This window comes from Streptomyces kanamyceticus (genome assembly GCF_008704495.1).
GTDB classification, from domain to species: domain Bacteria; phylum Actinomycetota; class Actinomycetes; order Streptomycetales; family Streptomycetaceae; genus Streptomyces; species Streptomyces kanamyceticus.
On record NZ_CP023699.1, the window covers coordinates 301,765 to 320,369 of the forward strand.

Here is an 18,605-nt window from a genome sequence, read left to right on the forward strand (position 1 = left end):
GGGCGAAAACACACCAGCCTCAAATGATCAACCGCTTGGTACGCTCAACCGCTCCTTCCCTCAACGCCGTTGGGAGGCACCATGCGCACGCGCACGAGACGCCTGGCCGCCGTCGGGGTCACCCTGCTGACCGCCGTCGCCCTGCTGCCGGCCGGCGCCGGGGCCGCGCCCCGCGACGACGCCCGTCCGTCGGGCGGCGGCCTGCACGCCACCGTCCGCTACACGCAGTACGGCATCCCGCACATCCTCGCCGAGGACTACGCCGGCCTCGGCTTCGGCACCGGCTGGGCGCAGGCCGCCGACCAGGTGTGCACGCTCGCCGACGGCTACGTGACCGTCCGCGGCGAGCGCTCCCGGTACTTCGGTCCCGACGCGGCGCCCGGATCCGCGCTGTCGTCGGCGTCCACGAACCTCAACAGCGATCTGTACTTCGGCGGCGTGCGCGAGGCGGGCACCGTGGAGAAGCTGCTCGCCGAGCCCGCCCCCGCGGGTCCGAGCCGGGACGCCGAGGAGCTGATGCGCGGGTTCGCCGCGGGCTACAACGCCTGGCTGAAGCAGAACCGCATCACCGACCCGGCCTGCGCCAAAGCCGCCTGGGTCCGCCCGATCAGCGCCCTGGACGTGGCGCGCCAGGGCTACGCCGTGCAGGTGCTCGGCGGGCAGGGCCGCGGCATCGACGGCATCACCGCGGCCGCGCCGCCGACCGCCGGGGCGAAGGAGCGCACGGCCGATCCGCGGCGCTCCGCGGCGGCGGCCCGCGACATGTTCTCGGCGAAGGACGCCGACATGGGCTCCAACGCCGTCGCGTTCAGCGGAAAGGCCACCGCGAACGGCAAGGGACTGCTGCTCGGCAATCCGCACTACCCCTGGCACGGCGGGCGCCGCTTCTGGCAGTCGCAGCAGACCATCCCCGGTGAACTGAACGTCTCCGGCGGCTCGTTGCTCGGGACCAGCGTGGTCAACATCGGCTTCAACGGCGATGTGGCGTGGAGCCACACCGTGGCGACGGGTGTGCCGCTGAACCTGCATCAGCTGACGCTCGACCCGGCCGATCCGACGACGTATCTGGTGGACGGCGAGCCGCACAAGATGACCCGGCGCGCGGTCACGGTGCCGGTCAAGGACGGCACCCCGGTGACGCGCACGCAGTGGTGGACCCGGTACGGACCGGTCGTGACCAGCCTCGGTCCGCAGCTGCCGCTCCCCTGGTCCGCCACCACGGCGTACGCTCTCAACGACCCCAACTCCGCGAACCTGCGCGGCAGCGACACCGACCTCGACTTCGGCAGGGCCCGCTCCACCGACGGCATCCTGAAGGCCCTGAGCGACACCCAGGGGCTGCCCTGGGTCAACACGGTGGCGGCGGACCGGCGCGGGCACTCGCTGTTCACCCAGTCGCAGGTGCTCCCCCGGATCACCGACGACCTCGCGGCACGCTGCAGCACGGCCCTCGGCAAGGTCACCTATCCGGCGTCGGGCGTCGCGGTGCTCGACGGCTCGCGCGGGGACTGCGCGCTCGGCTCGGACAAGGACGCGGTGCAGCCCGGCATCTTCGGCCCCTCCCGCATGCCGGGCCTCAAGAATGCTCCGTACGTCGAGAACTCCAACGACAGCGCCTGGCTGGCCAACGCCGACCGGCCGATCACCGGCTACGAGCGGGTCTTCGGCACGATCGGCACCCAGCGCTCGCCGCGTACCCGTGGCGCCGTCGAGGACGTCTCGGCGATGGCCCGGAAGGGCCGACTCACCGTCGACGACCTGCGACGCCAGCAGTTCGCGAACCGCGTGCCCATGGCGGATCTCGCGGCGGACGACGCGGCGAAGGCCTGCGCGGCACTGCCCGGTGGCACCGCGAACGGCAGCGGAGGGAAGGCCGTGGACATCCGCAAGGCCTGCCGGGTGCTTGCCCGTTGGGACCACACGATGGACACCGGGAGCCGGGGCGCGCTGCTCTTCGACCGCTTCTGGCGCAAGCTGACGGCGGCCGTGCCGGACGCGCGTCTCTGGAAGGTGCCCTTCTCCGCGGCCGACCCCGTGCGCACCCCGAACACCCTGGACACCACGTCACCTGAGTTCGGCAAGGCGCTCGCCGACACGGTGTCCGAGCTGACCGCGGCGGACATCGCCCTGGACGCCCCGCTCGGCGCGCACCAGTACGTCGTACGAGGCGGCAAGCGCATCCCGATCCACGGCGGCACGGAGGCCCTCGGCGTCTGGAACAAGATCGAGGCGTCCTGGGACGCCAAGGGCGGCTACACCGAGGTCGTCCACGGCTCCAGCCACATCCAGGCGGTCGGCTGGGACGAGGGCCGCTGCCCGAAGGCCCGCACGCTCCTGTCGTACTCCCAGTCCGCCAACCCGAACTCGGCGCACTACAGCGACCAGACGAGGCTCTACTCGAAGGAGCGCTGGGTGACCTCGCGCTTCTGCGAGAAGGACGTCCTGGCCGATCCGCACCTGAAGGTGGTGCGGGTGCGCGAGCACCGCTGAACCGCCGCTGATCCGTCCCCGGGGACGTACGGCCCCGGGGACGTGCCCTCACAGCGCCCGCTCGCGCCCCTCCCAGTACGGCTCGCGCAGGCGGCGCTTGTACAGCTTGCCGTTCGGGTCGCGGGGCATCGTCTCGATGAAGTCGACGGTCTTGGGCCGTTTGTACCCCGCGAGTTGACGTTCGCAGTGGGCGAGGATCTCGGTGGCGAGCGCGTCACCGGGCTCGCGCCCCTCGGCGACCTCGACGACGGCCTTGACCTCCTCGCCCCAGTCGTCGTGCGGGATCCCGAAGGCCGCGGCGTCCGCGACCGCGGGATGGGTGAGCAGCGCCGACTCGATCTCGGCGGGGTAGATGTTGACGCCGCCCGAGATGATCATGTCGATCTTGCGGTCGCGCAGGAAGAGGTAGCCCTCCTCGTCCAGGATGCCTAGGTCGCCGACGGTGAAGAAGTCACCGATGCGATTCTTCTTCGTCTTCGACTCGTCCTTGTGGTACGAGAATCCGCCCGTGTTCATCTTCATGTAGACGGTGCCGAGCTCGCCGGGCGGCAGCTGGTTCCCGTCGTCGTCGAAGACCGCCAACTCGCTGATGGGCCAGGCCTTCCCGACCGTCCCCGGCTTCTTCAGCCAGTCCTCCGCGGTGGCGAAGGCGCCGCCGCCCTCGCTGGCCGCGTAGTACTCCTCGACGCAACTGCCCCACCACTCGATCATCGCCCGCTTCACGTGGTCGGGGCAGGGCGCGGCGCCGTGGATGGCGTGCCGCATCGAGGACACGTCGTACGCGGCCCTCGTCGCGTCCGGCAGCGCGAGCAGGCGGTGGAACTGGGTCGGCACCATGTGGGTGTGCGTGCACGCGTGGGTGTCGATGAGGCGCAGCATGTCCTCGGGCGTCCACTTGTCCATCAGGATCAGCGGATGCCCGATGTGCAGGGCGGCGCCCGCGAATTGGAGGACGGCCGTGTGGTAGAGCGGCGAGCACACCAGGTGCACGTTGCCGTCGAACGGCTTGATGCCGAAGATCCCGAGGAAGCCGCCGAGGTAGGTCTCCTCGGGGAGCTTGCCCGACAGCGGGCGGCGGATGCCGCGCGGGCGTCCCGTCGTGCCCGAGGTGTAGTTCATGACCCAGCCGAGGGTGCGGTCGGCGGGGGCGGATGCGGGCCGTCCGTCCAGGAGTTCGGCGTAGGGACGGAATCCCGGGACGTCCCCCACCCCGTGGCGGTGGGTGGCCGGAAGGCCCGCCTCGTCGGCTGCGGCGGTCGCCGCGTCGGCGAACCGCTCGTGCGCGATCAGGACCTTGGCACCGGAGTCGGCGACGATCCAGGCGATCTCGGGCCCGACCAGATGGTGGTTGACCGGTACGAGGTAGAACCCGGCCTGGGAAGCGGCGAGATACGCGGTGAGGAACTCGACGCCGTTGGGCAGCACCACGGCGAACGCGTCGCCGCGCTCGAGGCCCGCGGCGCGCAGCCCGTGCACCAGTTGGTTGACGGCGCCGTGCAGACGGCCCGCCGTCCATGGCGTGCCGTCCGGCGCCACCAGGACGGTGCGTTCCGGGGCGGCGGCGGCCTGGGCCCAGAAGCCGTTGGGGGGTGTGCTCATGACTGGCTTCCCCTTCCCGCGATGCGGTTGACGCGGTCCACGGCGCGCTCGAATTCGCGCGTCAGGTCGTCGAAGACCGCCTGTACGCTGCGTTCGCTGTTCATCCGGCCGACGATCTGGCCGACCGGGGTGCCGAGCAGCTCCCCCACCTCGTACTTCTGGATGCGGGACACGGCCTCGGCGACGAGGAGCCCTTGGAGCGGCATCGGCAGCGTCCCCGGGCCCTGCGGGTCGTCCCAGGCGTCGGTCCACTCGGTGCGCAACTGACGTGCGGGCTTGCCGGTCAGGGCGCGGGAGCGGACCGTGTCGCCGGAGCCCGCCGCGAGCAGCTTCCGGGTGAGCGCGGGCGAGTGGAGATCGGCCTCGGTGGTCGTGAGCCACAGCGAGCCGAGCCAGACGCCCTGTGCGCCGAGGGCGAGCGCGGCGGCGATCTGCTGCCCGCTGCCGATGCCTCCCGCGGCGAGCACCGGCAGCGGCGCGACGGCCTCGACGGCCTCGGGCGTGAGCACCATGGAGGCGATCTCGCCGGTGTGGCCACCCGCCTCGTACCCCTGCGCGACGACGACGTCGATGCCCGCCTCCGCGTGCTTGCGCGCGTGCCGGGCGCTGCCCGCAAGGGCCGCGACGAGGACGTCGTGGTCGTGGGCCCGCTGGATCACGTCGGCCGGAGGCGAACCGAGCGCGTTGGCGAGGAGTTTGATCGGGTAGTCGAACGCGACGTCGAGCTGGTTGCGGGCGACCTGCTCCATCCATCCCGTGATGCGCCAGCCGGACGCCTCGCCCTCGGCGAGTTCGGGCACGCCGTGTTTGGCGAGGGTGTCTCTGACGAACTGCCGGTGCCCCTCGGGGATCATCGCCTCGACGTCGGCCTCGCTCACGCCCTCGACCTTCTTGGCCGGCATGACGACGTCGAGTCCGTAGGGCTTCCCGTCGACGTGCTCCTGCATCCAGTCGAGGTCCCTGGCCAGTTCGTCGGGTGCCGTGTAGCGGACCGCGCCGAGCACCCCGAACCCGCCCGCCCTGCTGATGGCGGCGGCCACCGCCGGGAAGGGCGTGAAGCCGAAGACGGCGTGCTCGACTCCCAGTTTCTTGCTCAACTCCGTCTGCATGGGCGCAGGATGCCGCAGCGCTCGCGTCGAGGGAAGAGATTTTCTGATGCAGTGTCAGATTCTTTGGCGTGCCGCGAGCCCCTCGGGCTGTACGTGGTTCGCGCACCCCGGAACATGCGCTACAGTTGATCTTGCGCCCGCACCCGGAACTCCGGGACACGGGCCACGCGTTGGTCGTCCAAGGAAAGACGCCCCGCTTCCTGCGGGGAAATGTAGGTGCAAGGCCTGCCCAGCGCTCCACCCGAAAGCCCCCGGCTCCCCACGGAGCCGGGGGCTTTCGCGCTCAGGTCCACCGGCGTGCGTTCACCAGCCGTCAGACCCCCATCGCGGCCATCGCGGCGTTGTGCCCGGGGATGCCGCTGACCCCGCCGCCGCGCACCGCGCCCGCGCCGCACAACAGGACGTTGGCGAGCCGGGTCTCCACGCCCCAACGCCCCGTGTCCTCCTGGGCGTACGGGAAGGCGAGGTCGCGGTGGAAGATGTTGCCGCCCGGCAGCCTCAGGTCTCGCTCCAGGTCGAGCGGGGTCTTCGCCTCGATGCAGGGGCGCCCCTCCGCGTCCAGGGCGAGGCAGTCGGTGAGCGGCTCGGCCAGGTGCTGGTCGAGCTGCGCGAGGGTCGACTTGAGGAGCTCGGCGCGCACCGTGTCGTGGTCCTGCGCGAAGAGCCTGGCGGGAGTGTGCAGACCGAAGAGGGTGAGGGTCTGATAGCCGCGCTCCACCAGAGCGGGGGCGAGGATCGTCGGGTCGGTGAGCGAGTGGCAGTAGATCTCGGCGGGCGGCGCGGTGGGCGGCGCTCCCGCGGCGGCCTCGGCGTACGCGGTCGCCAGCGCCTCGTACCCTTCGGCGATGTGGAAGGTCCCGCCGAACGCCTCGCGCGGGTCGACGGAGGTGTCGCGCAGCCGGGGCAGCCGCTTGAGCAGCATGTTGACCTTGAGCTGTGCGCCTTCGGCGGGCGGGGGCGGCGCGTCGCCGAGCAGCGCGGCGAGGGCCTGGGGCGACGCGTTGACCAGGACGTGCCGGGCGGCGGCGGTGTGTTCGCCGTCGGCCGTCGCGTACGTCACTTCGGCGCGCTGTCCGTCGGACTCGATCCGGGTCGCCTCGCACCCGGTGCGGATCCGGGTGCCCGCGGCGCGCGCGGCGTCGAAGAGCGCGCCGGTGAGGGCGCCCATGCCGCCGACGGGGACGTTCCAGTCGCCGGTGCCGCCGCCGATGACGTGGTAGAGGAAGCAGCGGTTCTGCCGCAGGGACGGGTCGTGGGCGTCGGCGAAGGTGCCGATCAGGGCGTCGGTGAGGACGACGCCGCGCACCAGGTCGTCGGCGAAGCGCTGCTCGATCGCCGTGCCGATGGGCTCTTCGAAGAGGGTGCGCCAGGCGGTGTCGTCGGCGACTCGGGCGCGCAGTTCGCCGCGCGTGGGCAGGGGGTCGGTGAGCGTGGGGAAGACGGTGCGTGCGACCTGCCCGGTCATGGCGTAGAAGCTCCGCCACGCCTCGTACTCGCGGTGGTCGCCGGTGAGCCGCGCGAAGCCCTGCCGGGTGCGGGCCTCGCCGCCGCCGACGAGCAGTCCGGTGGGGCGGCCCGCGCGCTCGGCGGGCGTGTAGGAGGAGATGGTGCGCGTACGCACCCGGAAGTCGAGGTCGAGATCCCTGACGATCTTCTTCGGCAGCAGGCTGACCAGGTACGAGTAGCGGGACAGGCGGGCGTCGACCCCGGGGAAGGGCCGACTGGACACGGCTGCGCCCCCGGTGTCCGCGAGCCGCTCCAGGAGCAGCACGGACCGTCCTGCACGGGCGAGATAGGCGGCGGCGACAAGACCGTTGTGACCACCGCCGACGATGACGGCGTCGTACGCATCGCGATCAGGCATGCCCCTTCCTAGCACGGGCCGGGCCGTGGGAGGCCCGCCCGTCAAGGTCAGGCGCGCCGCGTCAGCGCCGCACGGCGGATGGCCGGTGCGGGAGCGCGTGGAGGCCAACGGTGGCCAGGGTCCTAGGCGTTGGCCGCCGCGACGTCGAACCCCGGGAACGCCGGTCGGGCCGACGGCGGCAGCGGGGTGGTCCCGGGCCTGGCCTCGAACGCCTGGATCATGTAGGCCACGAACCGCCGGGAGGCCGTGGCCTGGCCGGTGGGCGACGCGGCCCGGATCCCGCAGTGGGCCATGAGCATCAGGAAGAGGTCGTCCAGGACGAAGTCGGGACGCAACCGCCCGGCCCTCTTGGCCCGCTCGGCCAGTTCACCGAGCGCTTTCACGATCAGGGCACGCTCCTGCGCGATGTCCGCCGACCCGAGGGGGTCGGCCGTCAGAAAGGCTTCCGTGAAGCCCCGGTCGCAGGCGTGCGTCGCACAGATCTTCTCGATCATCCGGCACAGGCCGCGCCATGGATCGGGATCGGCGCACGCCTCCTCGGCGACGGCCCGGCACGCGCACATCTGGTCGGCGAAGACCGCCGCCATCAGCGCCTGCTTGGCCGGAAAGTGGCGGTACAGGGTGGCCGGTCCGACGTTCGCGCGGCGGGCGACCTCCCGCATCGGCACCTTCAGGCCCTCGGTGGAGAACAGCGCGCGGGCCGCTTCGACGATGCGTGCGCGGTTGTCCAGCGCGTCGGAACGCAGCGGCTGAGTCAATTGCTCGGTCATCGCTCTCACTTTAGCCAAACGGACGGGGGCGTCCGTTACGGTCCCGGACAGGACGGATCACACGCAGACCGACGAGGACGGAGATTCCCGTTGAAGGCAATTGCGATCAAGGCATACGGCGGCCCGGAGGGTCTGGCCGTGGTGGAGCTGCCGACTCCGGCACCCGCCGCCGGGCAGGTGCTCATCGCCACGGAGGCCATCGGTGTCGGCGGCGTCGACACCGTGATCCGCAGCGGCGCGCTGGGCGGCCTGGGCTTCACCGAAGGGCACGTCATCGGCAGCGAGGTGGCGGGCACCGTCACCGCGGTCGGCGACGGCGTCGACACCGCGTGGATCGGCCGCCGGGTTTGGGGATCCACCGGCAGGGGCGGCGGCTACGTCGAACACGCCGTCGCCGCGGTCGAGTCGGTCGCTCCCCTGCCCGCGGGCCTCTCCGCGATCGACGCGGTCACGCTCGGCGGCTCGGGAGTCGTCGCCCATTACGCGCTCGCGCACGCCCATTTCGCTCCCGGCGATGCGGTGCTGGTCCGCGGCGCCGCGGGCAGCATCGGCGTGACGACGGTCCAGCTCGCGGCCCGCCGCGGTGCCGAAGCCGTCGCGGTCACCACGTCGTCCGCCGCACGCGGCGAGCGGCTGCGACTGCTGGGCGCGACCCACGTGCTCGACCGCTCGGGCGACGGCGGGGACGACGCTCCCGCCGGCTACGACGTCATCATCGACGTCGTAGCCGGTCCCGACCTGCCCGCGTTCTTCGACCGGCTCCGCCCCAACGGCCGGATGGTCACCGTCGGCGTCATCGGGGGCTGGCCGCCCGCCGACTTCGGCGCGAAGGTCATGGGCGCGTTCCAGAAGTCGCTGTCGTTCGCCGCCTTCAGCGCCGACTCCGTCGCCCAGGCCGACCAGAGTGCCGTACGGGACGAGCAGTTCGCCGCGGCAAGCCGCGGCGAGATCGAGACCGTGGTGCACGAGGTACTCCCGCTGGACCAGGCCGTGCTGGCCCACCAGAAGATGGCCGCGGGAGAGGTGTTCGGCAGGATCGTGCTGACTCCGTAGTGTCATCTGCGGTGGCATCTGCAGTGACATGCGTAGCGGCATCCGGATTGGCAGAGGGCATGTGCCGCGTCAGGCTTGGGCCACGCCGTCCCCCGCCCACACCATGGGCGTCCGGTCCGCCCACGGGCTCGCCTGTTCGAGTTGGCCCGCCAGGCTGAACAGGCGGCCCTCCTGGCCGTGGTCCGCGGCGAACTGCATGCCGATCGGGAGCCCCGTCCCGGGCTCGGTCGTCACCGGTACGGACATCGCGGGCGTGCCCGCCACGTTGAACACCGCGGTGAACGGCGCGATGTCGAAGAGGCGGCGCAGCCAGCCGAGGCCGTCCAGTCGCGCCGCGCCCTCGGCATGGGTGCCCAGCGGCACGGGAAGCTCGGGCAGGGTCGGGGTGAGCAGGACGTCGTACGTGGCGAAGTGCCGTGCCAGGCCCCGGGAGACCCGGTTGCGGAGCGCGAGAGCGGTGACGAACTGGGCGCCGCTGACCCGCTTCCCGTAGTGGTAACTGGCCAGGACGGGCGGCTCGAGGGTGGAGGAGTCGATGGGGCGGCCGAAGGCGGCGGCCAGTTCGTCGATCGAGGCCGCGAGGTTCACCGTCCACTGACGGGCACTGGCGACGACCAACTCCTCCCAGTCGACGCCGAGTTCGACGTCGACCTCCCCGACCCGGTGCCCCAAGGACTCCAGCAGACGCGCGGTGCGGGCGAGCGCGTCGGCCACGGGTGCGACGGTGCGGCGCCCGCCCCAGGCCTGACCGAGCACGCCGATCCGCAGCGAGCCCGGATCGCGGGTGACTTCCCGCGCGTACGGCCGCGACGGCTCCGGTGCGGTGTACGGGTCGCCCGGCTCCGCGCCGCGCATCTGGTCGAGGAGGACCGCGCTGTCGCGGACCGTGCGGCTGATGGCACCGTGCACGGCGAGGCCGTTGAACATCTCGTCGAAGTCGGGGCCCCACGAGACCCTGCCCCGGGTGGGCTTGAGCCCGAAGAGGCCGTTGCAGGAGGCGGGGATGCGGATCGAGCCCGCGGCGTCGGTGGCGTGCGCGACCGGGACCACCCCCGCGGCGACGGCCGCGCCCGCGCCGCCGCTTGATCCACCCGCGCTCAGGCCCAGGTTCCACGGGTTGCGGGTCTCGCCGTACAGCACCGGTTCCGTCGTATTGCTGTAGCCCATCTCCGGTGTCGTGGTCCGCCCGAACGTCACGAGCCCGGCGCGGCGGAAGCGGCGCATCAGGGCGGAGTCGGCGGCGGCGACGTTACCGGCCGCGAGACGGCTGCCCAGTTCCATGCGCCGCCCGGCCATGGCGACCCCGATGTCCTTGATGAGGAAGGGGACTCCGGCCAGCGGGGCCTTGCCGGGGGTGGGTTCGTCGTCGGTCGGCCAGGTCTCCACGAGGGCGTTGATCCGCGGATTGACCGCCTCCGCGGCCTCGCGCGCGGCCGCCTCCGGCTCGGCGGGGGCCACCTCACCCCTGGCCACCAGCTCCGCGAGCCCGACCGCGTCGAAGCCCACGTACTCACTGATCTTCACTGCCACTCCCTGAGACGTGAGAAGAGAACGAACGATACCGATGAGTCCCTGACGATACCGGACGGTATCGCGCGGGACGGACTGGTACCTTACCGGTGACCGATAGCCGATGGGCTAGGTCACGGACCGGACATCACGGAGCTCGGAGCACGCATGGCATCGACCGTCAGAAGGCCGAGCAGGGTGGCGAAACTGCCGCCTCGCGAGCGCATCCTCGACGCGGCGGAGGAGCTCTTCCAGCGCGAGGGGATCCGACGGGTGAGCGTCCAGGCGATCGCCGAGCGGGCCGAGACCACCAAGATGGCCATCTACCGGCACTTCGCGACCAAGGACGCGCTCGTCGCGGAGTGGCTGCGGATCCTCGCCGCCGACTATCAGGCGGCCTTCGACCGGGTCGAGGCCGAACACCCCGACCGGCCGAGGGAGCAGATCCTGGGCCTGGCCCGCTTCATCGCCGATGGCCTGCCCGAGGTCTCGCACCGGGGCTGCGCGTTCATCAACTCCCTCGCCGAACTGCCCGAGCGCTCCCACCCCGCACGGCAGGTGATCGAGGAGCACAAGGCCCTCCAGACCCGCCGTCTGGTCGGCATGTGCGCCGGCGCCGGGCTGCCCGACCCCGAGCAGACCGCCGCCGAGATCACCTTCCTCCTCGAAGGCGTCCAGGTCAGCACGGTGAACGGGAGCATCGACAGGACCGGGGACCGGCTGATGCGGATCATCGAGGCCATCGTCGACCGGCACCGCTCCCCCGGAGACGCGCCCCGGGCGGACACGGACTGACCGACGGGAAGGGTCAGTGGGCCCCGGGACTCCGCTGCTGGCGGAGCGCGGCCACCCTGCGGTACAGCTCGACCGCCTCCGTGCCACGGCCCAGTTGCTCCAGGCAGTGCGCCTCGTCGTTGCGGCTGGCGAGGGCGTCGGGGTGGTCGGCGCCGAGCACCTGTTCGCGGGCCGCGGCCACCCTGCGGTACTCGGTGAGCGCGTCGGACCAGCGCCCGAGCCAGCCGAGGCCGACGGCGACCTCGCGACGGCTCACCAGAGTGTCCGGGTGGTCGGCGCCGAGCACGCGCTCACGGATCGCGCACACGTCGCGGGCCTCCGCGAGGGCCTCCTCCCAACGGCCCTGCCTGCCGAGGTTCACCCCGAGGCCGTGCCGGGCGCGCAACGTCTCGGGGTCGGCGGGGCCGTTGACGCGCGTGCGGTCGTCGATCAGGTCGCGGTAGAGCTCGAGGGCCTCACCGCTGCGGCCGAGCCTGCCGAGGCTGATGCCCACCTCGTAGCGGGCGGCGAGCGTGTCGGGGTGGTCGGCGCCGAGGGCCCGCACCCGGGCCTCGGCGACCTCGCGGTAGGTCTGCAGCGCCTCCGGCCAGCGCCCCAACTGGCCCAGCGCGTAAGCCACTTCGTACCGCGTGACGAGCGTGTCCGGATGGGCGGGACCGAGCACGCGCGCACGAGCCGCCGCGACCTCACCGGCGAGCCGGTAGGAGTCCTCCAGACGGCCAAGGCGGCTCAGGTTGTAGGCGAGGTTGTGCCGACAGCGCAGCGTGTCCGGGTGGTCGGGGCCCGCCGTGCGCTCCCGTACGGCGAGCACCGCGGTGTACGTCTGGTGCGCCTCGAAGTGCCGCCCGAGCTGGCCCAGTACGTACGCCATCTCCTGGCGGGCGGCGAGCGTCTCCGGGTGCTCGGGCCCCAGGGAACGCTCCCGCCCTTCGGCGACGCGGCCGTACTCGCGCAGCGCGTCGGCCGCGCGGCCCGTACGGCTGAGCGTGAACCCCACCTCGTAGCGGCTGGCGAGCGTGTCGGGGTGGTCGGGGCCGAGCGCGTGCTCGCGCTCGGCGGCGACCGCGCGGTGCACCTCGCCCGCTTCCGCCCAGCGGCCGAGTCTGCCGAGGCTGAGGCCCGCGTTGTGCCTGCTGGTGAGGGTGGCGACCAACTCGGCCGACGGCGTGGGCCGTTCGGGCCCGCGCGCCGCGGCGGTCCGGCGCGCGTCGACGCGCGGGATCCACTCGCCGGTCAGGCCCGCCGCCGCGTCCGGCGGGGTGGTGCGCAGCACGGACGCGCCGCCCGCCTTGTGCCCGGTGGTCATGCCGCGGGTCCAGGAGGGCAGCCGCGGCTCGTGGGACGGCGGCTGTTCGGGGCGGCGCACGGGCGGGCTGACGACCGTCGGCGCGTACGAGACGCTGGAGCGGCCCGCGGTGATGCGGCGACCCAACTCCCGCGCGTCGTGCGGCCGGTCGGCGGGTTCCTTGGCGAGCAGGTCGAGGACGACCCGGTCGAAGTATCCGGGCAGTTCGGCGCGGTGGCGGCGGGGCGGCTGCGGGGTGGTGTCGCGGTGGCCGACGAGGACGGCCCAGGCGTCCTCCAGGTCGAAGGGCGGGGCGCCGGTGGCGATCTCGTAGAGCACGCAGCCCAGGGAGTAGAGGTCGCTGCGCTGGTCGACCGGGTCGCCGCTGATCTGCTCGGGCGACATGTAGTGCGGGGTGCCCATGGCGATGCCGGTGCCGGTCAGACGCGAGGTGAAGCCGATGTCGGCGCCGAGCCGCGCGATGCCGAAGTCGCAGATCTTCACCGTACCGTCGGACAGCCGCATGATGTTCGCGGGCTTCAAGTCCCGGTGCACGATGCCCTGTTCGTGGGTGTACGCGAGGGCGGACGAGACCTGCTCGGCGATCTCCACCACGTCGTCGACGGGCAGCGGGTGCTGTTTGTTGTCCTCCAGGAGCTGGCTGAGGTTGCGGCCCTCCAGGAGCTCCATCACCAGATACAGCACTCCGTCGTACTCGCCGAAGTCGTGCACGACGGTGACGCCGCGGTGCTGGAGCGCGGCGGCGACCCGGGCCTCGCGCCGGAAGCGCTCGCGCAGCACGCGCGTGAAGGACTGGTCGTGCTGGGGCCCCATCGGTTTGAGGCACTTGACGGCCACCCGTCGGCCGAGCGACTCGTCGCGCGCCCGCCACACCTCGCCCATGCCGCCGCGCCCGATCAGATCCAGCAACCGGTACCGGCCGTGGATCAGCCTGGTGTCCGCCATCTCGTGCTGTCGCCCCCGTTGTTTCGCTGCGCCCTCCCCGGCTCGTCCAGTATGGCGTCCCGTCTGTCGAGTTTGTACGGTGCCGGGCCGCTCCCGGCACCTGGGCGGGCCACGGCGCGCGGGATGCGCTCGGGCGGAAGTTACGGGCGTACACGCGAGGGAACGCTGTGCGGGACGGTGCCGGACTCGTGTGCGTCTGCCGGGTCACGCGCGCGCCTGACAAGTCAACGGTCGATGCCGCGGCGGCCCGGTGTCGCGTGACAGGTGACGTCGCGGTCCGGGAGCGTGCCGGTGGCGAGGTAGCCCATGGCGGCGTTCTCGGCGCAGGCGTTGCGGGTGTCGCCGAACACCACGCCGTGGCCCTCGCCCTCGTCGACGGTGACCATGCGTGAGCCCTTCAGGGCGCGGTGCATGGCGCGGGCGCCGGTCAGCGGGGTCTGCGGGTCCCATTCGTTCTGCACGATCAGCGACGGGGCGTCGTTGTCGACCGTGGTGACGGGCTCGGCACCCCTCGGCCAGTAGGCGCAGGGGGTGATGCTGGCGGCGAAGTCGCCGTACAGCGGATGGCGTGCGGCGTCGTGGAAGGCGTCGCGGCGGTAGACGCCCGGGTCGCGCGGCCAGGGGGCGTCGGCGCACAGCACGGCCGTCTGGCTCGCGATCTCGTTCTCGCTGTCCGCCTCGGCGGGCAGCCCGGGCACGCTCTGCCCCTCGGCGGCCTTCTTGAGCATCGCCACGACCTCCGCTCCCTTGCGGACGCTGTACAGCTCCGGCCGCGACAGGTCGCGTACGGCGGGTCCGTCGAGCGTCGCGTCGCCGAAGACGATCGGCTTCGTGTCGGCGCGCGCGACGAGCCGCCAGAAGGTCCGCGCGACCGCGGCGGGCGAACCGCCGAGGTGGTACGTCCGGTCCCGGTCGGCGGTCCATTTCGTCCACCGCTGGAAGGCCCGCTCGCCCTCCGGCCCCCAGATCCGGAACATGCCGCGCCACATCCGGCCCGGGTCGACGGCGCTGTCGAGCACGAACCGGTCGACGCGGTGCGGGAAGAGCTGCATGTAGACGGCGCCGAGCGCGGTGCCGTACGAGACGCCGTAGTACGTCAGCTTCTTCTCGCCCAGGACGGCGCGCATGACGTCCATGTCGCGGGCGGTGTTGCGGGTGCTGTTGTGCGGCAGCCGGTCACCGGCCGCCGCCCGGCACTTGGCGGCGAAGGTCCCGGCCCAGGCCTCGTTCGCCGCAGCGTCGGCGACGGAGCGGGTGACGCGCGGATAGGGCAGCTCGTCGGGGGTGAGCCCGCAACTGACGGGGGTGCTCCTGCCGACCCCGCGCGGGTCGAAGCCCACCAGGTCGTACTGGTCGAGCAGCGCCTTGGGCAGCCCGTCGGCGGCCTCGAGGGGCAGATCGAGCCCTGGACCGCCGGGCCCGCCCGGGTTGATGGTGAGGATGCCGCGCCGCTCGGCCGGGTCGCTCGTCCTGATCCGGGAGACCGCCACGTCGATCCGCTTGCCCTCGGGAGCCCGGTAGTCGAGGGGCACCTTCAGGGTCGCGCACTGGAAGGCGGCGGGCTTGTCGGGGGCGCACCGCTTCCAGGAGAGCTTCTGCCGCGTGTACGGACCTAACGGCTCTGCGGCGGAGGCCGACCCGGTGGCGAGTCCCGGCGCGAGCCCGGCGACGACCCCCAGCGCGAGCAGCGGCACCAGGCGCCGCCGGTAGGAGAGTTGCTGCACGTGATGCTCCTTCTGGTCGGATGCGGGTACCGACCAGTGGGACGCAGCAGGCGCCTGCTTGCCTCCCGCGACGCCTCAGTGCCTCTACGCCTCTACGCCTCTACGCCTCAACGACGGACGCGCGGCATCCCCAGGCCGATCCAGGAGATGATCTCCCGCTGGATCTCGTTGTTGCCGCCGCCGAAGGTGAAGATCACCGCCGATCGGTAGCCGCGCTCCAGTTCGCCGTGGAGCACCGCGCCCGCCGAGCCCTCCTTCAAGGAGCCCGCCGCGCCGACGACTTCCATCAGCCAGGCGTACGCGTCGCGGCGGGCCTCCGAGCCGTAGACCTTGACGGCGGAGGCGTCCTGGGGGGTGAGGGTGCCTTCCTGGACGGCGTTCACCATCTGCCAGTTGAGGAGCTTCATCGCGTCGAGCCTGGTGTGGGTCTTCGCCAGGCGCTGGCGCACCCAGTTCAGGTCGATGACGCGGCGGCCGTCGGCGAGTTTCGTGTCCATGGCCCAGCGCTGCACGTCGTGCAGGGCGCGGATCGCCATGGTGCCGTGGGCGGCGAGCGTGACGCGTTCGTGGTTCAGCTGGTTGGTGATGAGCCGCCAGCCCTTGTTCTCCTTGCCGACCCGGCGCGACGCGGGGACGCGGATGTTCTCGTAGTAGCTCGCGGTGGTGTCGTGCGAGGCGAGGGTGTTGATGAGGGTGCAGGAGTAGCCGGGGTCGCTCGTCGGTACGAGGAGCATGGTGATGCCCTTGTGCGGCGGCGCCTCGGGGTCGGTGCGGACGGCGAGCCACACCCAGTCCGCGGTGTCGCCGTTGGTCGTCCAGATCTTCTGCCCGTCGACCGTGTAGTGGCCGCTCTCCTCGTCGCCCTCCCGTACGGCCCTGGTCTTGAGCGCCGCCAGGTCCGTACCGGCGTCCGGTTCGCTGTAGCCGATCGCGAAGTCGAGTTCGCCCGAGAGGATCTTCGGCAGGAAGTAGTCCTTCTGCTCGTCCGTGCCGAACTGCATGATCGTCGGGCCGACCGTGTTCAGCGCCATCAGCGGCAGCGGAACGCCCGCCTGCGCGGCCTCGTCGAAGAAGATGAACTGCTCCATGGGCGAGAGCCCGCGCCCGCCGTACTCCTCGGGCCACCCGACCCCGAGCCAGCCGTCGGTGCCGAGCCGCCGGACCGTCTCCCGGTAGAACCGCTTCTGGGCGGCGGGATCGCCGTACCTGGCATAGGCGTTGTCCGGCACCAGCTCGGCGAAGTAGGCACGCAGCTCGGTGCGCAGCCGCTGCTGCTCAGGCGTGTATTCGAGGTGCACGGCCCCTCCAGGCTCAGACTGGCTGATGGCTGACTCGGTCCCGGACTTGACGGCGCACACAGTAGAACGCGTTTCAGAAATAGGGAATGGCGGCGGCGCGGGGACCTTTCACCGGCTGCGGCTCAGATGCGGCTCCGGCTCCGGCTCCGGCTCCGGCTCCGGCGGGAGTCGTGGATCTGAAGTCGTGGATACTGACCCCCGATCACCTACCTGACCTAGGAGAGGCGCGCCAGTGACCGGCGACCAACGCGTGGGACCGCCCAGTTTCGGCAGCGAGCGCGAGACGCTGCGGGCCTTTCTCGACTACCACCGGGCGACCCTCGCCATGAAGTGCGAGGGCCTCACCGACGAGGAGCTGAAGCAGCGCTCGATGCCGCCGTCCACACTCTCGCTGCTCGGGCTCGTGCGGCACATGGCGGAGGTGGAACGCGCCTGGTTCCGCCGCGTGTTCGAGGACAACGACGCACCCATGGTCTGGTCCGACGAGATCGACTTCCAGGCGGCGTACGACGCGAGCGCGTCGACCAGGGACGAGGCGTTCTCCGCCTGGGAGGCCGAGGTCGCGAACTCGCGCCGTGTCGAGCGGGCGGCGGACTCCCTCGACCAGGCAGGACATCAGCCCCGCTGGGGCGAGGAGGTGTCCCTGCGAATGGTGATGGTGCACGTACTCCTGGAGTACGGCCGCCACAACGGACACGCGGACTTCCTGCGGGAGGGCGTGGACGGGACGGTGGGGGCCTGAGGCGGGCCCCACGGCGACAGCTCCGGTCAGGCCCTCAGCCCATGGTCGTCAGGAAGTCGTCGCACGCCTTCGCGCAGCGGCGGCACGCCTGGGCACAGCGGTCGGTGGCGGATCCCAGGCCGCAGAGGCTCGCGCACTGGAGGCAGATGGCGCGGCACCACTCGACCTGGATGCGAACCCGCTGCTCGTCCTGGTCTCCCTGGTCGCCCTGTTCGGCGAGGAACCGCGCGGTCGCGTCGCAGACGTCCGCGCAGGCCGAGTTGAGGCGCGGGGTGTCGCCGGGGTCCGCGGGGCCCTGGCGTACGGCGCAGACGCGGACGCAGTCGTCGCACGCCTGGACGCAGGCGAAACGGTCTTCCAGGTAGCGGACCAGATCCTCGTGACGTGCCTCTTGGGGCACCTCACGAGGCATGGCCGACAGAGTCGGCAGGCCCGGCGGGGATGGTGTGACGGTCACGGAACCCTCCTTCGGTTCCGCTCGGGTAGCCGTCGCACGGTCACTCAAACGCTCCGCCGCGAGGCCACGCGGCCTGCCCGCTCAGGCCCGTTCCACACGGTAGAACGGCGAGATGACCACGCACCGAGGAAGCCGATCCGTGCCGACCGCGCGGATCGGCAACCGTCATCCCCTGTCCCTGGTCCTCATCACGCTGACCGCCGTCAGCGGCCTCGTGGACGCCATCTGCTACCTGGGCCTCGGGCACGTCTTCACGGCCAACATGACCGGAAACGTCGTCGTCATCGGGTTCGCGCTGGCCGGGGCGCCCGGGTTCTCGGTCATCGGGTCGCTGGTGTCGCTCGCCGCGTTCCTCGCGGGCGCCGTGGCCGCGGGCAGGCTCGCGCTCGTGTTCCGTGACAGGCACCGGGTGCCCTGGGTCCGCACCGCGGTGTGGGGTGAGGCCGTACTGCTCGGCATCGCCACCGCCGTCGCGTTCGCGACCGACGGCACGCCGCCGTATCCCGTGATCGCCCTGGTCGCGCTCGCGATGGGGCTGCGCAACGGCACGGTGGGGAAGCTGGCCGTCCCGGACATGACCACCACCGTGCTCACCCGCACGCTGGCCGCCCTCGCCGCCGACTCCCGGCTCGCGGGCGGCACGGACGACCGGTCCGTACGCCGCGTCATCGCCGTGGTCGCGATGGTCGCGGGCGCGGTCCCCGGCGCGTGGCTGGTCCTCCATCACGGCATCGCCTGGCCCTTGCTCCTGACCACGGCGATCGTCACCGCGGCGGCCATCGGCTACCGGGAAGGAGAATGACTCAACTCCCGGAAATCATCGCGCCTTAGACAATGTCTCGGTTTGGTCTCGGTCGTGTGAGGCCCTGAACCCGGCGGTGCTCGACGCCCGTACTCACGCTGCGACAGCACGAATTGGGCAGCGCCCCACACCGGACACCGAC

Annotated in this window: 14 protein-coding genes; 5 read left to right on the forward strand and 9 right to left on the reverse strand. The window is 72.0% G+C overall.

What is annotated here, in order from left to right; genetic code table 11:
• Positions 1–81 precede the first annotated feature (81 nt).
• On the forward strand, positions 82–2,490 hold the full coding sequence (locus tag CP970_RS01180; protein ID WP_055550912.1) for a penicillin acylase family protein: 2,409 nt from the start codon (positions 82–84) through the stop codon (positions 2,488–2,490).
• A gap of 48 nt (positions 2,491–2,538) precedes the next feature.
• On the opposite strand, the gene CP970_RS01185 is transcribed toward CP970_RS01180, so the two are convergent.
• The 4 genes from CP970_RS01185 to CP970_RS01200 form a co-directional block, all read right to left on the reverse strand.
• The gene (locus CP970_RS01185; RefSeq protein WP_055550910.1) at positions 2,539–4,089 is read right to left on the reverse strand and encodes an acyl-CoA synthetase; all 1,551 of its coding nucleotides are present in this window, start codon (positions 4,087–4,089) and stop codon (positions 2,539–2,541) included.
• Positions 4,086–5,198 carry an NAD(P)H-dependent flavin oxidoreductase gene (locus CP970_RS01190; protein ID WP_150492842.1) on the reverse strand — a complete coding sequence of 371 codons (1,113 nt, stop codon included), beginning with the start codon at positions 5,196–5,198 and terminating at the stop codon, positions 4,086–4,088. The genes CP970_RS01185 and CP970_RS01190 overlap by 4 nt, the downstream gene beginning before the upstream one ends.
• Before the next feature lie 313 nt (positions 5,199–5,511).
• Positions 5,512–7,062 (reverse strand): phytoene desaturase family protein, encoded by a 1,551-nt coding sequence (locus tag CP970_RS01195; protein ID WP_055550748.1) that lies wholly within the window; start codon positions 7,060–7,062, stop codon positions 5,512–5,514.
• Positions 7,063–7,184: 122 nt separating this feature from the next.
• The gene (locus CP970_RS01200; protein WP_055550750.1) at positions 7,185–7,832 is read right to left on the reverse strand and encodes a TetR/AcrR family transcriptional regulator; all 648 of its coding nucleotides are present in this window, start codon (positions 7,830–7,832) and stop codon (positions 7,185–7,187) included.
• Between the two features lie 90 nt (positions 7,833–7,922).
• Here CP970_RS01200 and CP970_RS01205 point away from each other — a divergent pair, with 90 nt between their 5' ends.
• Positions 7,923–8,885: a zinc-binding dehydrogenase gene (locus tag CP970_RS01205; RefSeq protein ID WP_055550752.1), complete on the forward strand. Its 963-nt coding sequence runs from the start codon at positions 7,923–7,925 to the stop codon at positions 8,883–8,885.
• Positions 8,886–8,954: 69 nt separating this feature from the next.
• Here CP970_RS01205 and CP970_RS01210 read toward each other — a convergent pair whose 3' ends face one another.
• Positions 8,955–10,409, reverse strand: a complete 1,455-nt coding sequence (locus CP970_RS01210; protein WP_055550754.1) for an amidase — start codon at positions 10,407–10,409, stop codon at positions 8,955–8,957.
• Between the two features lie 153 nt (positions 10,410–10,562).
• On the opposite strand from CP970_RS01210, the gene CP970_RS01215 reads away from it, so the two are divergent.
• Entirely contained in the window at positions 10,563–11,189 is a 627-nt protein-coding gene (locus CP970_RS01215; RefSeq protein ID WP_055550756.1) for a TetR/AcrR family transcriptional regulator, read from the forward strand.
• Between the two features lie 13 nt (positions 11,190–11,202).
• Here CP970_RS01215 and CP970_RS01220 read toward each other — a convergent pair whose 3' ends face one another.
• From CP970_RS01220 to CP970_RS01235, 3 genes are all read right to left on the reverse strand, one after another.
• On the reverse strand, positions 11,203–13,440 hold the full coding sequence (locus CP970_RS01220) for a serine/threonine-protein kinase (protein ID WP_055550758.1): 2,238 nt from the start codon (positions 13,438–13,440) through the stop codon (positions 11,203–11,205).
• Between the two features lie 224 nt (positions 13,441–13,664).
• Positions 13,665–15,164 (reverse strand): alpha/beta hydrolase, encoded by a 1,500-nt coding sequence (locus CP970_RS01230; RefSeq protein ID WP_224058132.1) that lies wholly within the window; start codon positions 15,162–15,164, stop codon positions 13,665–13,667.
• A 107-nt stretch (positions 15,165–15,271) separates the two neighbouring features.
• The gene (locus tag CP970_RS01235; RefSeq protein ID WP_055550760.1) at positions 15,272–16,462 is read right to left on the reverse strand and encodes an acyl-CoA dehydrogenase family protein; all 1,191 of its coding nucleotides are present in this window, start codon (positions 16,460–16,462) and stop codon (positions 15,272–15,274) included.
• A gap of 232 nt (positions 16,463–16,694) precedes the next feature.
• On the opposite strand from CP970_RS01235, the gene CP970_RS01240 reads away from it, so the two are divergent.
• Complete coding sequence (locus tag CP970_RS01240; protein WP_055550762.1) at positions 16,695–17,204, forward strand: DinB family protein; 510 nt, start codon at positions 16,695–16,697, stop codon at positions 17,202–17,204.
• Between the two features lie 34 nt (positions 17,205–17,238).
• Here CP970_RS01240 and CP970_RS01245 read toward each other — a convergent pair whose 3' ends face one another.
• Positions 17,239–17,661 carry a hypothetical protein gene (locus tag CP970_RS01245; RefSeq protein ID WP_055550764.1) on the reverse strand — a complete coding sequence of 141 codons (423 nt, stop codon included), beginning with the start codon at positions 17,659–17,661 and terminating at the stop codon, positions 17,239–17,241.
• A 112-nt stretch (positions 17,662–17,773) separates the two neighbouring features.
• Here CP970_RS01245 and CP970_RS01250 point away from each other — a divergent pair, with 112 nt between their 5' ends.
• Complete coding sequence (locus CP970_RS01250) at positions 17,774–18,463, forward strand: YoaK family protein (protein WP_055550766.1); 690 nt, start codon at positions 17,774–17,776, stop codon at positions 18,461–18,463.
• Positions 18,464–18,605 lie beyond the last annotated feature (142 nt).

Excerpts from the sequence above, each read along its gene's own strand:
- CP970_RS01180 (WP_055550912.1), top strand. The coding sequence starts at position 82 with ATGCGCACGCGCACGAGACGCCTGGCCGCCGTCGGGGTCACCCTGCTG.
- CP970_RS01185 (WP_055550910.1), bottom strand. The coding sequence starts at position 4,089 with ATGAGCACACCCCCCAACGGCTTCTGGGCCCAGGCCGCCGCCGCCCCG.
- CP970_RS01190 (WP_150492842.1), bottom strand. The coding sequence starts at position 5,198 with ATGCAGACGGAGTTGAGCAAGAAACTGGGAGTCGAGCACGCCGTCTTC.
- CP970_RS01195 (WP_055550748.1), bottom strand. The coding sequence starts at position 7,062 with ATGCCTGATCGCGATGCGTACGACGCCGTCATCGTCGGCGGTGGTCAC.
- CP970_RS01200 (WP_055550750.1), bottom strand. The coding sequence starts at position 7,832 with ATGACCGAGCAATTGACTCAGCCGCTGCGTTCCGACGCGCTGGACAAC.
- CP970_RS01215 (WP_055550756.1), top strand. The coding sequence starts at position 10,563 with ATGGCATCGACCGTCAGAAGGCCGAGCAGGGTGGCGAAACTGCCGCCT.
- CP970_RS01220 (WP_055550758.1), bottom strand. The coding sequence starts at position 13,440 with ATGGCGGACACCAGGCTGATCCACGGCCGGTACCGGTTGCTGGATCTG.
- CP970_RS01250 (WP_055550766.1), top strand. The coding sequence starts at position 17,774 with ATGACCACGCACCGAGGAAGCCGATCCGTGCCGACCGCGCGGATCGGC.